Annotated in this window: 11 protein-coding genes and 1 other RNA gene; 6 read left to right on the top strand and 6 right to left on the bottom strand. The window is 56.0% G+C overall.

What is annotated here, in order from left to right; all coding sequences use genetic code 11:
* Positions 1–340 precede the first annotated feature (340 nt).
* Both ORY85_RS01995 and uvrB read right to left on the bottom strand, forming a co-directional pair.
* Positions 341–1159 carry a hypothetical protein gene (locus tag ORY85_RS01995; RefSeq protein WP_274572352.1) on the bottom strand — a complete coding sequence of 273 codons (819 nt, stop codon included), beginning with the start codon at positions 1157–1159 and terminating at the stop codon, positions 341–343.
* A gap of 46 nt (positions 1160–1205) precedes the next feature.
* On the bottom strand, positions 1206–3233 hold the full coding sequence (gene uvrB, locus ORY85_RS01990; RefSeq protein WP_274572353.1) for an excinuclease ABC subunit UvrB: 2028 nt from the start codon (positions 3231–3233) through the stop codon (positions 1206–1208).
* Between the two features lie 116 nt (positions 3234–3349).
* On the opposite strand from uvrB, the gene ORY85_RS01985 reads away from it, so the two are divergent.
* From ORY85_RS01985 to pgeF, 3 genes are all read left to right on the top strand, one after another.
* Positions 3350–3793 (top strand): chorismate lyase, encoded by a 444-nt coding sequence (locus ORY85_RS01985; RefSeq protein WP_274572354.1) that lies wholly within the window; start codon positions 3350–3352, stop codon positions 3791–3793.
* Positions 3794–3923: 130 nt separating this feature from the next.
* On the top strand, positions 3924–4232 hold the full coding sequence (locus ORY85_RS01980; protein ID WP_274572355.1) for a general secretion pathway protein GspG: 309 nt from the start codon (positions 3924–3926) through the stop codon (positions 4230–4232).
* A 16-nt stretch (positions 4233–4248) separates the two neighbouring features.
* A complete protein-coding gene (gene pgeF / locus ORY85_RS01975) occupies positions 4249–5031 on the top strand; it encodes a peptidoglycan editing factor PgeF (protein ID WP_274572388.1) in 783 nt (260 codons plus the stop codon).
* A 432-nt stretch (positions 5032–5463) separates the two neighbouring features.
* Here pgeF and tnaA read toward each other — a convergent pair whose 3' ends face one another.
* The 3 genes from tnaA to ORY85_RS01960 all read right to left on the bottom strand — a co-directional run bounded on the left by tnaA (position 5464) and on the right by ORY85_RS01960 (position 9639).
* Positions 5464–6882 carry a tryptophanase gene (gene tnaA / locus ORY85_RS01970; RefSeq protein WP_274572356.1) on the bottom strand — a complete coding sequence of 473 codons (1419 nt, stop codon included), beginning with the start codon at positions 6880–6882 and terminating at the stop codon, positions 5464–5466.
* A 476-nt stretch (positions 6883–7358) separates the two neighbouring features.
* Positions 7359–8201 carry a protease HtpX gene (gene htpX, locus ORY85_RS01965; protein ID WP_274572357.1) on the bottom strand — a complete coding sequence of 281 codons (843 nt, stop codon included), beginning with the start codon at positions 8199–8201 and terminating at the stop codon, positions 7359–7361.
* 178 nt (positions 8202–8379) lie between these two features.
* Positions 8380–9639, bottom strand: a complete 1260-nt coding sequence (locus ORY85_RS01960) for a glutamate-5-semialdehyde dehydrogenase (protein ID WP_274572358.1) — start codon at positions 9637–9639, stop codon at positions 8380–8382.
* Between the two features lie 132 nt (positions 9640–9771).
* Between ORY85_RS01960 and ORY85_RS01955 the strand changes: the two genes are divergently transcribed.
* Both ORY85_RS01955 and ORY85_RS01950 read left to right on the top strand, forming a co-directional pair.
* Positions 9772–10572 (top strand): MBL fold metallo-hydrolase, encoded by an 801-nt coding sequence (locus ORY85_RS01955; RefSeq protein WP_274572359.1) that lies wholly within the window; start codon positions 9772–9774, stop codon positions 10570–10572.
* 52 nt (positions 10573–10624) lie between these two features.
* Positions 10625–11539, top strand: a complete 915-nt coding sequence (locus ORY85_RS01950) for an alpha/beta hydrolase (protein WP_274572360.1) — start codon at positions 10625–10627, stop codon at positions 11537–11539.
* A 110-nt stretch (positions 11540–11649) separates the two neighbouring features.
* On the opposite strand, the gene ffs is transcribed toward ORY85_RS01950, so the two are convergent.
* Positions 11650–11746, bottom strand: an RNA gene (ffs, locus tag ORY85_RS01945) — signal recognition particle sRNA small type.
* Positions 11747–11936: 190 nt separating this feature from the next.
* Between ffs and ORY85_RS01940 the strand changes: the two genes are divergently transcribed.
* Positions 11937–15764 carry a DUF3683 domain-containing protein gene (locus ORY85_RS01940; protein WP_274572361.1) on the top strand — a complete coding sequence of 1276 codons (3828 nt, stop codon included), beginning with the start codon at positions 11937–11939 and terminating at the stop codon, positions 15762–15764.
* Positions 15765–15848 lie beyond the last annotated feature (84 nt).

The raw sequence follows: 15848 nt of genomic DNA, 5'->3' as shown, positions 1-15848 counted from the left end.
CACACGCTTTCGATATAGCGCAAAAGGCCGTCTGAAAAAGCGGGTAACCTATTTTCAGACGGCCTTCAATGTAGGTCGGATGCTCGAATCCGACATTTGGCGGAGTGTTCGGGAAATGTCGGATACCAGTATCCGACCTACGCCGGCTAAACTTGCCACGCCGATTAAGTCGCAATCCTTGAAAACAGCAAAAGATTAAACATTTTGTCGGATACAAGTATCCGACCTACTCTTGCTGTAACATGGTTTACCCCCCATCAAAAAAACCATAGTAAACCAATCCGCGCACACGCTTTCGATATAGCGCAAAAGGCCGTCTGAAAAAGCAGGCAACCTATTTTCAGACGGCCTTAAATGTAGGTCGGATTCTCGAATCCGACATTTGGCGGAATGCTCGGGAAATATCGGATACAAGTATCCGACTAGGCCAGCTGAAAAACAGGAAAATGTGTTTTTCAGACTTGCTAGATAAATCCAAAAAATTCTTTAAATTTTTCCCAAAAACTCTTTGGCTTGCAATTTTGATGATTTTGCTCCTTATTTTTTCATTTATTTGTGATATCTCTTTTTCAATATTGCTAACTCTATCTAATATTGCATTAATTTTTTCATTACTAGATTCTGAATCTTGCTTTTGAATTATATATACAGTAAAAGCAGGAACACTTACATATGCGAAATTATAAACAACTTTCAATATAAAATTTTCAGTCTCACTAAGTACTGACATGATTATTGCAATAGAAATTGCTGCCAACATTACTATGTTAAATTTTATTGAATCTAGCCTTTTATTAACGGCTAATTTATAGAATCCGAATAAAAAGAAAAACCAACTTAATAGAAAAATAATAGTAGCATTGATGACAACATCGCCATTTTTATACTCTTCTAGTATTTTTTTATATTCTTCTGGTGATTTCTGTAAGATCTGCAAGAAATGACATATCAAAAATAATAATCCATAATAACCAGATGCTAAATACAAAATAAATTTCAAGTACTTTTCTGATTTATCTTGCTCTACTGGTTGGTAATTTACTTTACACTTATTTGAGTTAAATTTTCTGATAAAAAAGAAGTTCACAATAACTGGAATAAATGCCAGTACATATACAGCCAAATTAAGACTAATGTTCAAAAATAATTGTTCACTCATATATCACCCATACAACTTTTTAAATTTAAAAAATAAATAGCACTTACTACTCCGCCCCAAACAACAACCCTTCCTTAATCCCCCGAATCCGATCGCGCAACACCGCCGCTTCTTCAAACTGCAAATCGCGTGCCGCCTGCTGCATGGCTTTTTCCAAGCGGGCGATTTCTTTCACCGCATCTTCTTCGCTGCGGATTTTGCCCACCTGCACCTTGCCTTTGCCTTTCAGACGGCCTTTGCCGCTGTCTTCGTCATGATAAACGCCGTCAATAATATCTTTGACCTTTTTATTGATTTGGGTCGGCACGATGCCGTGTTCTTGGTTGAATTTCATCTGTTTTTCGCGGCGGCGTTCGGTTTCGTCGATGGCGGCCTGCATCGAATCGGTGATTTTGTCGGCATACAGTATCGCCACGCCGTTGACGTTGCGGGCGGCGCGGCCTATGGTTTGGATCAGGCTGCGGTGGGAACGCAGGAAGCCTTCTTTGTCGGCATCGAGAATGGCGACCAGCGACACTTCGGGAATGTCTAGGCCTTCGCGCAAAAGGTTGATGCCGACAAGCACGTCAAACAGTCCCAAGCGCAAATCGCGGATGATTTCCACGCGTTCGACAGTGTCAATATCGCTGTGCAGATAACGCACTTTCACGCCCAGTTCGCTGTAATAGTCGGTCAGCTGCTCGGCCATGCGTTTGGTCAGCGTGGTAACGAGTACGCGTTCGTTTTTGGCGATGCGGCCGTTGATTTCGCTCAGTAAATCGTCTACTTGCGTGGCGACGGGGCGGATTTCGATTTGCGGATCGACAAGGCCGGTGGGGCGCACGACTTGTTCGACCACCTGTCCGGCGTGTTCTGCTTCGTATTGGGCGGGCGTAGCGGAAACAAAAATGGTTTGCGGCATGATTTTTTCAAATTCGTGGAATTTGAGCGGGCGGTTGTCCCGCGCGGAAGGCAGCCTGAAACCGTAGTCCACCAGATTCTGTTTGCGGCTGGCGTCGCCTTTGTACATGCCGCCGATTTGGCTGACGGTAACGTGGCTCTCGTCGATAAACATGATGGCGTTGTCGGGCAGATAGTCCATTAATGTGGGCGGCGGCTCGCCTTCTTTTTTGCCGGAAAAGTGGCGGCTGTAATTTTCAATGCCCTTGCAGAAGCCCATTTCATACAGCATTTCCAAATCGAAGCGCGTACGCTGCTCGATGCGCTGCTGCTCGACGGGGCGGTTTTCGCGGCCGAAAAATTCGATGCGTTCGCGCAATTCCTGTTTGATGCCCTCGCAGGCGCGCAAAACCGTATCGCGCGGGGTAACGTAATGGCTGGACGGGAATACGGTGTAGCGGCCGACGCGTTGCAGGCTGCCGCCCGTGAGCGGGTCGAACAGGTCGAGGCGGTCGATTTCGTCGTCAAACAGGCTGATGCGCAATGCGTTGTCCGAGCTTTCGGCGGGGTAAACGTCAATCACATCGCCGCGCACGCGGAACGAGCCGCGTTTGAAGTCCATATCCCCACGCTCGTATTGCATGGAAACGAGGGTGGAAATGATGTCGCGCTGTTCCATGGTGTCGCCCTCTTTCACCGACAGCACCATCTGCTGATATTCGGTGGGGTCGCCGATACCGTAAATGGCGGACACGGTGGCGACGATAATCACGTCGTTGCGCGTCATCAGGTTTTTGGTGGCGGACAGGCGCATCTGCTCGATGTGTTCGTTAATCGCGGAATCTTTTTCGATAAACAGATCGCGCGACGGCACATACGCTTCGGGCTGGTAGTAATCGTAGTAGGAAACGAAATATTCCACCGCATTTTCGGGGAAAAACTCGCGCATTTCGGCATAAAGCTGCGCCGCCAGCGTTTTATTGTGCGCCATAATAATCGCGGGACGGCCGCTTTGCGCGATGACATTGGCCATGGTGTAGGTTTTGCCCGAGCCGGTTACCCCCAACAGCGTTTGATAGGCAAGGCCGTCTGAAAGGCCTTCCAACAATCCCGCGATGGCGGCGGGCTGGTCGCCGGCGGGGGGAAAGGGCTGGTGGAGTTTGAAGGGGGAGTGTTCGTATTGGATAATCTGCATATTTTCAGACGGCCTGAATCGGGGAAAAGCGCGATTATAACAAAGCGGACAAGAATGCCCGCTCACGGCGGCGCGCAAAAACGCTATAATATGCGGCCGTTTTCCCGCACACCACCATGAATCCGATTCCGCCCGCCCCCGCTTTGGCCGAACTCGTCCGCCAGCCCTCATTAACCCGCGCCTTGTCGGCTTTGGGCAGCTTTCGGGTGCAGCTGGATTTTTTGGGCGAAACCGGCCGCTTTCTGCCGTTCGGCGGATTCTGTTTCCACGCCCCGCGGTTTGCCCGCAATGTTACCCTGCTGCTGGACGATATTCCGGTCGTCCATGCGCAAAGCCTGTGCAGTCCGCAATCCGAATGGCGGGAAATACTCGATTGCGGCACCACGCCGCTGGGGCAGATTCTGTTTTCAGACGGCCTGACACTCAAACGCAGCAAAATCCGTTTTTCCCGCGCCGAACACTATTTGCTCACGCGCCAGTCGTGGTTTGAACACCGGGGCGAACGCCTCTATCTGAGCGAATGCTTCCTGCCCGCCCTCAGCCGTTTTCTGCCCGAATAGGCGTTTTGGCCGCCCGAAAATACGCAGGCATCATACGCGGCGGTTTCAGACGGCCTCCGTTCTGCCCACACGCAACCGTCCGCTATTCCGCTATAATGCCGCATCCGCAACCTTTCAAAGTTCAGCTATTATGCAGACCCTGCCTTTCCAAACCGAAATCGCCGAGCGTATGCTCGTGAACACCGAAAACGAACACATTCACCCCGATGCCCGCTTTATCCGAACCGCCAACGGCTACTGGCTGGCCTGGCACGAGGGCAAAGCCGCGCTGCTGCCCCCCGATACCCCGCTCGATGTGCCGTGTTTCTGGGTAGAAGGCGCGCAGGATTTGGCCGAACTGGTGGCTTTGGTGGAAAACGGCGATTTCGACCATGTAGAAGAGTTCGACGGCGACGACGATGCTTGGCACGAAACCGCCTGTCAGTACCACCATCATTAAAAAAGCCGATACCGCCATGGCCGTCAAAACCGTTCATCAAATGCTCAACCTGCCCGCCGCTCAGGACGACGGTTTTTTCCATGCCGACTGGCCCGCGCCGCCGACGGTGCATACCCTGCTCACCACCCGCCGGGGCGGTGTCGGCAGCAAACCGTTTGACAGCCTGAATCTCGGCAGCCATGTCGGCGACCGCCCCGAAAATGTGGCAGCCAACCGCGCACGGGTGGAACAAACCGTCGGCCGTCCCGTCATCTATCTCAACCAAGTCCACAGCACCGATGTCGTCTACGCCGACTGTGCGCACAACGGCCATACCGCCGATGCATCCGTCAATTCAGACGGCCTGGCCGCCTGCGCGGTGATGACGGCCGACTGCCTGCCGGTCTTATTCTGTGACGAAGACGGCACAACCGTTGCCGCCGCCCATGCCGGTTGGCGCGGGTTGGCCGGCGGCATTGTGCAGAACACCGCCGATGCCATGCGGGTTCCCCCCGAAAAACTGCTCGCCTATCTGGGCCCTGCCATAGGCCCGGAAGCCTTTGAAGTCGGCCAAGATGTATGGGACGCATTCTGCCTGCCCGACCCCGGCGCGGCCGGGGCGTTTGACCCTATCGGCGAAGGGAAATATCTGGCCGATATTTACCGGCTTGCCCGCCGTATCCTGCGCCGCCACGGCATCAACCGTATTTACGGCGGCAACCGCTGCACGGTTTTGGAGCGCGACCACTTCTTTTCCTACCGCCGCGACGGCCGAACCGGCCGCATGGCCAGCATCATTTGGCTGGAAACTTCCCACTAAGTTCGGCCGGAAAAAACAGCACCGCCTGTTTCAAACGGTCGACCCTATACCGTCGGATAAGCCGTTTCCGCCGACCGCCATGTGATGCCGTCTGAAAAGTCTGACGGTTGCCCCATCTCAGACGGTTGCGGCAAAACGCTCCCCGCCCCCGCTTCCCGCATTTTCTGCACGGCATGCAGCATCGCAACTGGACAGATCCTGTTACCCGCCTCAGACGGGATATACTCAACCTTCTACCCCGCACACCTGCACAAACAAAACCCGCTTTCCCGTACGGCCGCCACCGGCAGCAAGGCCGTCTGAAAAGGCAGCACCGACTACATCCGACAGCAAAATCCGTTTCATCCTTTTTTTCAGACGGCCTGCATATCCGCCTCACATACAGAAAAGGCCGCACCGCAGATCATGCGGGCGCGGCCGTATGGTGCGCACTCAGGCCGCTTCTCGGAAACGGGCAGTGAAGTGGCGCAAAACGGACGGTTCGTAAGTAAAGGCCAAACCCTTGATACCGGCTGCCCGTTCACGGACACGGGCAAACGCTTCGATAATAAAATCCATATGGGTTTGCGTATAAGTGGCTCTGGGCACGGTCAGACGCAGCAGCTCGGCCGGGCAGGGCAGCTGCTCGCCCGTTTTCGGATTGCGCCCCAACAGCAAAGACCCGATTTCCACCGCACGGATACCGGCCTCCCGATACAGTGCACAGGCCAATGCCTGTGCGGGAAACTGCCCGGGCGGAATATGGGGCAGCAATTTGCCCGCATCGACAAAAGCGGCATGACCGCCGGGCTGCTGGCAGACCACCCCTGCCGCCTCCAAGCCGTTGACCAGATATTCGACCTGGTTGATGCGGTAGGCCAGCCAGTCTTCGCGCATACCGTCACGCAAACCCACCGCCAACCGCTCCATCGCACCGCCCTCCAAACCGCCGTAGGTCGGAAAACCCTCCTGTGCCACGCAAAGCGTACGGCAGTCCTGATAAATGTCTGCTACCGTTTCGTCTTTAAAGCACAACAGTCCGCCCATCGGCACCATTGCGTCTTTTTTCGCCGACATCGCCAATATGTCGGCATGGCGGTAGCATTCGTAAGTGATTTTTTCGATGCTCCAATCCCGGCATTCCGCTTCGCGCTGACGGATAAAGTAGGCATTTTCGGCAAAACGCGCCGAATCCATGACCACTGGAATATCGTACTTCTGTGCCACGGCATATACCGCACGCAAATTGGCCAGCGATACCGGCTGGCCGCCGGCGGAATTGCAGGTAATGGTACAGACGATATAGGGCACATTCTGTGCGCCTGCCTGCACAATGCCCTGCTCCAACTTGTCCAAATCAAAATTACCTTTGAAATCGTGCTTCACGCCGGTATCGAAAGCCGCCTGCGTATGCACATTGCAGACGGCCGCACCGTTCAGTTGGGAATGGCCTTGCGTGGTATCGAAAAAATAATTGGAAAACACCACCATCTTACTGCGGTCCAAGCCTTTTTCGCGTTCCCGCTTCCGGATCAAAACCGGAATGTAAATCTGTTCCGCACCACGCCCCTGATGGGTGGGAATCGTATAACCGTAACCGAAAATCTCTTTTACCATATCAGCGAGCGCGTAATAGCTGCGGCTGCCGCTGTAAGCCTCATCGCCGCGCAGCATGGCCGCCTGCATATCCTGCGTTACCGCGCCGGTGCCGCTGTCGGTCAGCAGATCGATAAAAACATCCCGACTGTCCAACAGAAACGGATTCAGCCCCGCCTGCACAATCGCCTGCTCGCGGTAGGCGCGCGTCGTGCGGGCAACCGGCTCGATAACACGGATACGGAACGGCTCGGGCAAATGTTTGAAATGTTCCATCACAAACCTCCTGATATGCTCAATCTAAAAACAGCAGAACAAACCGTAAACAGCACAAAACAGACCGTTCTACGGAAAAAAGAAGGTAAAAGAAGGATCATTGACAAACCATGCCAAAACACATACGGACATAACAGACCCCGCCGATTGTCAGTTGCGCCATGATGCGGGACAGCCACACTGCCCGCCCGCCAAACTGTTCCTGAAACATACAGCCCGCAGAAATTATGCCACAAGCATGAAAAGATTCAAGTTGTGCCGTCCGTCCGCAAAAAGGCCGTCTGAAAACGGCAAAACCCGTTTTTCAGACGGCCTTATATATTACAGGCTTATATATTATTAAAGACTCGAAGAAGCTTAATAAAACTTCACAGTATTTTCCGAAACTGCCCTGCCGACAGCCCGTCAAAAACCCGCTGTTTGCGGACTGCCCGAAGCTGGCCGCCACAGCGGGCCGTATGGTTCCGGCAGCCGCCTTACATCGCTTTCAAACGCGCGATGCGGTTGTCCAATGTCGGGTGGGTGGAAAGCAGCGAATCTCTGCTTTCGCTGGCAATGCCCATCGCCGCCATTTCTTTGGGCAGCTGCCCGGTTTCGCCTTTTAGGCGTTGCAGCGCGGCAATCATTTTCGGCGCACCCACCAGTCTGGCCGCGCCGGCATCGGCACGGTATTCGCGCTGGCGGCTGAACCACATCACGATAAAGCTGGCGAGAAAGCCGAACAATACCTGCAATACCATGCTCACCATAAAATACACACCGCCGCTGTTTTCGCTCCGGCCGTTGTTGGCGATGATATTGGCGGCAATACGCGACAGGAAGACGACAAAAGTATTCACCACGCCCTGAATCAGCGTCAGCGTGACCATATCGCCGTTGCCGATGTGTGCCACTTCGTGCGCCAGCACGGCTTCGACTTCGTCGCGGCTCATGTGTTGCAGCAGACCGGTGCTGACCGCAACCAGCGAGTTGTTTCTGCTCGCGCCGGTGGCAAAAGCGTTCGGCTCGGGCGAGTGGTAAACCGCCACTTCCGGCGTTTTCAGATTCCACTGGCGCGCCTGCGCAGCCACCGTATTCACCAGCCAGGCTTCCAATTCGTTGGCAGGCTGTGTAATCACTTCCGCACCCACCGCACGTTTGGCCATGCTTTTGGACATCAGCAGCGAAATAATCGATCCGGTAAAACCGATGACGGCCGAATAGGCGAGCAGGCTGCCGTACTGGCCGGGGTCGCCGTTCAGGCCCAAAATGCGCAGAATGATACTGATGACCACCAAAACAGCGATATTGGTCAGCAGGAAAAGTGCGATGCGTTTCACGGGATTATCCTTATTTCAGTAGTAGTTGCGTGTATTCGGTACAGCATGGCGATTGTCGCAAAAAGCCGTACCGTATACCAGATAATGCTTGTAAAAGGTTTGCAAAACCGCAGGCGGCGGTTTTAACGTTGCAGCCGGCCGTTCAGACGGCCTTGCGGCGGCCGGACGGAATCGTGATTCATTCGCGAATCTGGCCGCTGCCCAGCACCACCCATTTCTGCCCGGTCAGCCCGTGCAGGCCGACCGGGCCTCGGACATGGATTTTATCGGTGGAAATACCGATTTCGGCACCCAGCCCGTATTCGAAACCGTCGGCAAAGCGGGTGGACGCATTCACCATCACGCTGGCACTGTCCACCAAACGCAGGAAACTTTGGGCCCGGCCGTAATGCTCGGTAACGATGCTGTCGGTATGGTGGCTGCCGTGGCGGTTGATGTGGGCGACGGCTTCGGCCAAGTCGTCCACGATTTTCACGGCCAGCACGGGGGCGAGATATTCGGTATCCCAATCGGCTTCGGAGGCCGTCTGAATATCGGGCAAAACCGCCAGCGTGCGTGCACAGCCACGCAATTCGACATTTTTTTCCCCATACAGCCGCGCCAGCTCGGGCAGCAAATCCTGCGCGCGCGCCTGATGCACCAGCAGGGTTTCCATCGTATTGCAGGTACCGTAGCGCGACGTTTTGGCATTCAGGGCAATAGCCAATGCTTTGTCCCGGTCGGCAAATTCATCTAAATACACATGGCAGATGCCGTCCAAATGCTTGATAACCGGCACGCGCGCTTCGGCCGCCACCCGCGCCACCAGACTTTTGCCGCCGCGCGGAATAATCACATCAATCAAATCGGGGCTTTGCAGCATCGCGCCCACACCGGCACGGTCAGTCTGTTCGATAAACACCACCGCGTCCTGCGGCAGACCGCCCTCAACCAGCGCGCGCGTAATCAGTCGGGCAATCGCCGTATTGCTGCGTACCGCCTCGCTGCCGCCGCGCAAAACGCAGGCATTGCCCGATTTCAGGCACAACGCGGCCGCATCCACCGTAACATTCGGCCGCGCCTCGTAAATCATGCCGATCACGCCCAAAGGCACCCGCATTTTGCCGATACTCAGGCCGTTGGGACGGGTGCGGAAACCGTCCATCTCGCCCACCGGATCAGGCAGTGCCGCCACTTGGCACAAACCCTCGCGCATCGCGGCAACGATTTTTCCGCTGACGGCCAAACGGTCAAGCATGGCCGCGTCCAAACCTTTTTCCCGTGCCAGCCGCATATCTTCGGCATTGGCAGCCAAAATATCGTGTTCATACTCGGCCAACAACGCTTCCAGCCGCAGCAGTGCGCGGTTTTTCTGCTCGGTTGAAGTCTCTGCCAGCGCATAAAAAGCCGCTTTCGCCGCCTGCGCCCGCGCGCGTACATATTGTTCGATTTCCTGCATCACACTGTCCCGCCCTTCGTTTCAGAAGCGCGCAGTGTAAGCGAAAAACGCGGCTTTTGTGAAGCAGACGGCTTTACCCTGCGGATACTTGGTCTATAATCGGCACCATCTTTCCACCGGCAAGGATACGCCATGCCCCCCATCCGTTTGACCGTGTTAGGCTGCGGCAGCTCTTCCGGCACGCCCGTGGCCGGCTGTGATTGCGCCGTCTGCACCGACCCTCGGCCGCAAAACAGCCGCAGCCGTTGCAGCGCATGGCTCGACATCGGCGGACAGGGCTGGCTAATCGACACCACGCCCGACTTCCGCACACAGGCCTTGCGCGAACAACTGCCGCGCATCGACGGCGTACTCTATACCCACCCCCACGCCGACCACCTCAACGGCATCGACGATTTGCGCGCCTTCTGCTACAAACAGCAAAGTGCGATTCCGATTTACGGCAGCGGCTTTACCCTCGACAATATCCGCGAACGCTTCGGCTATGTTTTCCTGCCGCCCACCGCCCAATGGAACCGCCCCATTCTGCACGCGGGCAGTCTGGCCGATTTGCCCGACATCAACGGTGCACCGCTCACCCATTTCCAAGTACCGCACGGCCGCTGGCAGAGCACCGCCTACCGCATCGGCAACATCGCCTGGCTGACCGACCTGAACCATCTCGCACCCGGACAGATTACCGCCTTGCAAGGCTTGGATTATCTCTTTATCGACTGTCTGGGCGACCGCCCCTATCCCAGCCATTTGAGCTTCGGCCAAGCCTGTGCCTATGCCGCGCAAATCGGCGCGCGCCAAACCTATCTGATCCACATGACCCACAGCCTCGACTATTTCGACCTGCTCGACCGCTGCCCGCCCGGCATCGCCCCCGCCTACGACGGCCTGACAGTCTGCTCGCCCGCTCCGGCATCTGGCATACCGGAGGCCGTCTGAAAACTGCCTGCCATGCCCCCCAACCCTTATCCCGACTCAAAGCGAGACCACCGTGTTCAAACGTGAAGAATGCCTCTTCGATTCAGACGGCACACCGTGCAGTGCCTGGCTGTATCAGCCCGCAACCGGTGCCGAAGCACCCGTTATCGTCATGGCACACGGGCTGGGCGGCGTTCGGGAAATGCGCCTGGACGCTTACGCCGAACGCTTTGCCGCCGCTGGCTATGCCTGTTTTGTTTTCGATTACCGCAATTTCGGTGCCAGCGGCGGACGGCAGCGGCAGCGCATCCATGTGCAAGAGCAGTTGGCCGACTGGAACAACGCCATCGACTTTGTCAAACACGATAAGCGCATAGACAGCAGCCGTATTCTGCTGTTCGGCACATCATTCAGCGGCGGCCATGTCATTACCCTGTCCGCCCGCCGCCGCGACATTCTCGCCACCGTTGCACAATGCCCCTATACCGACAACTTCGCCACCATCAGAAACGTCCCGCCGGCAACCCTGCTGAAAACCCTGCCCTTTCTGTTTGCCGACCTGCTGGCCTGCCTGACCAAACGCCCGCCCGTCATGATCAAACTGGGCGGGCCGCCGGGCAGCGCGGCCGTCATGGCCGTACCCGATTTGGACGAATTTCTGCGCCTGCTGCCGGAAAATATCCCCTTGATCAACGAAACCCCGGCCCGGACCCTGCTGGAATTTCTCAAATATTCGCCCGACCGGTTTGCCCGAAATATCCCGACACCCATTTTCTACGCCATCTGCACACAAGACACGCTGACACCTGCCGCTGCCGCCCTGCGCTGCGCCGCACAATCTCCGCAGGCAACGGTCAAAACCTATCCCTGCGGCCATTTCGGCATCTATTCGGGCATTTTTTTCGAAACCGCAGTCCGGGACTATATTGCTTTCTTCAACCGCACCTTATCCGCAACTGAAACCCGCCTGGGCACAGAGGCCGTCTGAAACCTGGAATTCAGACGGCCTGACGGCACGGCGGCCGCATTTCAGCCCCACCACAACGGCCAATAAAAAACCATGCCGGCAGCAAACACCGTCGGCATGGTTCGATAATGGGCGGCGAGCCTGACCCTCAGCACTGACTTTCCGGAGTGGGCTGCTGGCTTCCGCCCCTGACCCGTTGTTCCGGATCACCATGTAAGGAGACCCGCCAAAGAAGCTGGGCATTATAACGGCTTTTTTTCCTTGCGCCAAGCACCTTACCCCAATCCCGAAAAATGTTTACCGTTCGATAACACCGGACAGAAAATCGGCTATAATCAACGCCCTGCTTTTTTCAGACGGCCAATGTAAGAATACAACACAAAAACGCCGCCACCCTCACAACGGAACTGACCACACCATGAGCCAGAACGCACGCATTCGGGAAATTCCCTACAACTACACCTCCTATTCCGACCGCGAAATCGTTATCCGCCTGCTGGGCGAATCCGCATGGGACACGCTGGAAGCCCTGCGCGGCCAACGAAAAACCGGCCGCTCGGCACGTATGCTGTTTGAAGTCTTGGGCGACATTTGGGCAGTGGTGCGCAACCCTTATCTGGTAGACGACCTGCTCGAACACGATGACCGGCGCGAAGCTCTGGTGCGCGAAATGCGCCACCGCCTGAACGAAATCCAGAAACGCCGCGACAACAACGAACAGGTGGCCGCACTGTTGGCCGCCGCAGAAGCGGCCGTGACCCGCTTCGATGCCGACTTCCCCCACACACGGCAGAAACGCGCGCAAATCCTTGCCCGCCTGAGCAAAATCACCAAAAAACACAATATCATGTTCGACGGCCTCGCCCGTGTCAGCCATGTTACCGACGCAACCGACTGGCGGGTGGAATATCCCTTTGTCGTCATCAATCCCGATACCGAAGAAGAAATCGCCCCGCTGGTGCGCGCCTTGATTGAATTGGATTTAACCATTATCCCGCGCGGCGGCGGCACCGGCTACACCGGCGGCGCGGTGCCGCTGGACGCGATGAGCGCGGTCATCAATACCGAAAAACTCGACCGCCACAACGGCGTGCAATACGTTACCCTGCCCGGCTTGGACGGCACGCACCCGATTATCCATTGCGGCGCAGGCGTGGTTACCCGCCGCGTGGAAGAAACGGCCACGGCGGCCAAACTCGTCTTCGCCGTCGACCCCACTTCTGCCGATGCTTCCTGCGTGGGCGGCAATGTGGCGATGAATGCGGGCGGCAAAAAAGCCGTGCTGTGGGGCACTGCGCTGGACAATCTGGCTTACTGGAAAATGGTCAATCCGCAGGGCGAATGGCTGAAAATCGAACGTGTACGGCACAATTTCGGCAAAATCCACGATGAAGAAACCGCCATATTCGATGTACACACCCTCACTTCAGACGGCCGGGATACCGTCAAAACCGAGCGTCTGGAAATCCCCGGCCACAAATTTCGCAAAGTGGGCTTGGGCAAAGACGTTACCGACAAATTCTTAAGCGGCCTGCCCGGCGTGCAGAAAGAAGGTACCGACGGCATCATCACCAGCTGCGCGTTTGTGCTGCACACCATGCCCAAACACATCCGTACCATCTGTTTGGAGTTTTTCGGTACCGTGGCCAACGCCACGCCTTCCATCGTCGAAATCCGCGACTTTCTGCTCGGCCACCACAGCGTCAGACTGGCGGGTCTGGAACATTTGGACTGGCGTTATGTGCGCGCCGTAGGCTATGCCACCAAAGCGGCGGGCAAAGGACGGCCGAAGATGGTGCTGCTTGCCGATATCGTTTCCGACGACGAGGCGGCTGTCATCGCCGCTGCCGACCATATCGTCAAACTGGCGCAGGCGCGCGACGGCGAAGGCTTTATCGCCGTCAGCCCCGAAGCGCGCAAAACCTTCTGGCTCGACCGCAGCCGCACCGCCGCCATCGCCAAACACACCAACGCCTTTAAAATCAACGAAGACGTGGTCATTCCTTTAGAGCGTTTGGGCGAATATTCAGACGGCATCGAGCGCATCAATATCGAACTGTCGATTAAAAACAAACTCGCCCTGTGCGAAGCCTTAATCCAATACCTGCAAGGCAACCTGCCTGTGGACAAATTGGGCAGCGACCTGCCCGGCCATGAACTCTTGGGCACCCGCGCCGAAACTGCGCTGGCACACGTTTGCGCCGTTCAGGCACGCTGGCAGTGGCTGCTGGACCATCTCGATACGCCGCTGGCGGCATATAAGCAGCACTACGGCAGCGCCGCCCATGCCGCACCCGAAGCGCGCGACGATGAAAGCTGTTTTACCGCCTTCCGCGACTTCCGCCTGCGCGTATCGGTCAAAGCCGACGTGATGAAACCTCTGGCCGAAATTTTCAGCGGCCGCGCCGACGAACAGATTATGCAGGCACTGGACAAAATCCACAGCCGTGTAGTGCGCGGGCGCGTGTTTGTGGCTCTGCACATGCACGCGGGCGACGGCAATGTCCACACCAATATCCCCGTCAATTCAGACGACTACGAAATGCTGCAAACCGCCCACAAAGCGGTGGCGCGCATCATGGATATTGCCCGCGGCCTCAACGGCGTGATTTCGGGCGAACACGGCATCGGCATCACCAAACTCGAATTTATGACCGACGAGGAAATGCAGCCGTTCTGGAACTACAAAGCCAAAGTCGATCCGCAAGGCCGTTTCAACCGGGGCAAACTGATGAAAGGTGCCGACCTGCGCCGCGCCTACACGCCTTCTTTCGAGCTGTTGGGCTTCGAATCGCTGATTATGGAACAATCTTCCTTGGGCAAAATCGCCGATTCGGTCAAAGACTGCCTGCGCTGCGGCAAATGCAAACCGGTGTGCAGCACCCACGTACCGCGTGCCAACCTGCTTTACAGCCCGCGCAATAAAATTCTCGGCGTCGGCCTCTTAACCGAAGCGTTTTTATACGAAGAACAGACACGGCGCGGCGTTTCCGTCAAACATTTCGACGAGCTGAACGATGTCGGCGACCACTGCACCGTCTGCCACCGCTGCGTCAAGCCCTGCCCGGTCAAAATCGACTTCGGCGATGTAACCGTCGCCATACGCAACTATCTGCGCGAATCGGGCAAGCGCAAGTTCAATCCCGCCGTAGCCGCCGGCATGGCCATGCTCAACGCCAAAGACCCGCGCACCATCAATATCCTGCGCAAAGGCGTGGTACAGGCCGGTTTCAAATTGCAGAACCTCGCCTACCGGTGGGGCAGAAAAGCCGCTCTCGGCAGCGAAAAACAGAAAGCCGCACCCAAAGCCACCACCGGCCGCGCACCGGTCAAAGAACAGGTTATCCACTTCATCAACCGCCCGCTGCCGCGCAACGTACCGATTAAAACCGCCCGCGCGCTGCTGAACATCGAAGACAGTAAAACCGTGCCGATTATCCGCAAACCCGACGTACCGGAAGATGCCGAGGCCGTATTCTATTTCCCCGGCTGCGGTTCCGAACGCCTGTTCAGCCAAGTCGGACTGGCCACACAGGCCATGCTGTACCATGTGGGCGTACAGACCGTTCTCCCACCGGGCTACCTGTGCTGCGGTTACCCGCAAGATGCGGGCGGCGACAAAGACAAAGCGGATAAAATCGTTACCGAAAACCGCGTCCTGTTTCACCGTATGGCCAATACGCTCAACTATTTGGACATCAAAACCGTCGTCGTCAGCTGCGGCACCTGTTACGACAGTCTGGCAGGCTACCGTTTCGAGGATATTTTCCCCGGCTGCCGCATCATCGACATTCACGAATTCCTGCTGGAAAAAGGCGTGAAACTCGACGGTATTCAGGGCACGCAATACCTCTATCACGATCCCTGCCACAGCCCGATCAAAACCATGAACCCCACCCAAATGGCCTCACAGCTGTTGGGCAAAGACGTGGTGCTGAGCGACCGCTGCTGCGGCGAAAGCGGCATGTTCGCTGTCAAACGCCCCGATATCGCCACACAGGTGAAATTCCGCAAACAGGAAGAAATCGAGAAAAACCTCAAACAGCTGCCGCAGGACGGCAGCGAGGTCAAACTGCTGACTTCCTGCCCCGCCTGCCTGCAAGGTTTGAGCCGTTACAGCGACGACAACAACGTCAAAGCAGATTACATCGTGGTCGAAATCGCCAAAACCGTTTTGGGCGGCAACTGGCAGAACGATTTTGTCGCCCGCGCCAATAACGGCGGCATCGAAAAAGTCCTGCTGTAACCCGAAACCGGCAAAGGCCGTCTGAAAACCCGTTTTCAGACGGCCTGATATTTCAGCATGAAACAAACTGAACCAAACTTCACG

Source organism: Neisseria leonii, assembly GCF_028776105.2.
Taxonomy (GTDB): Bacteria; Pseudomonadota; Gammaproteobacteria; order Burkholderiales; family Neisseriaceae; genus Neisseria; species Neisseria leonii.
Note: the sequence above shows the minus strand (reverse complement) of the source record. Positions and strands in the feature narration are given on the sequence as shown.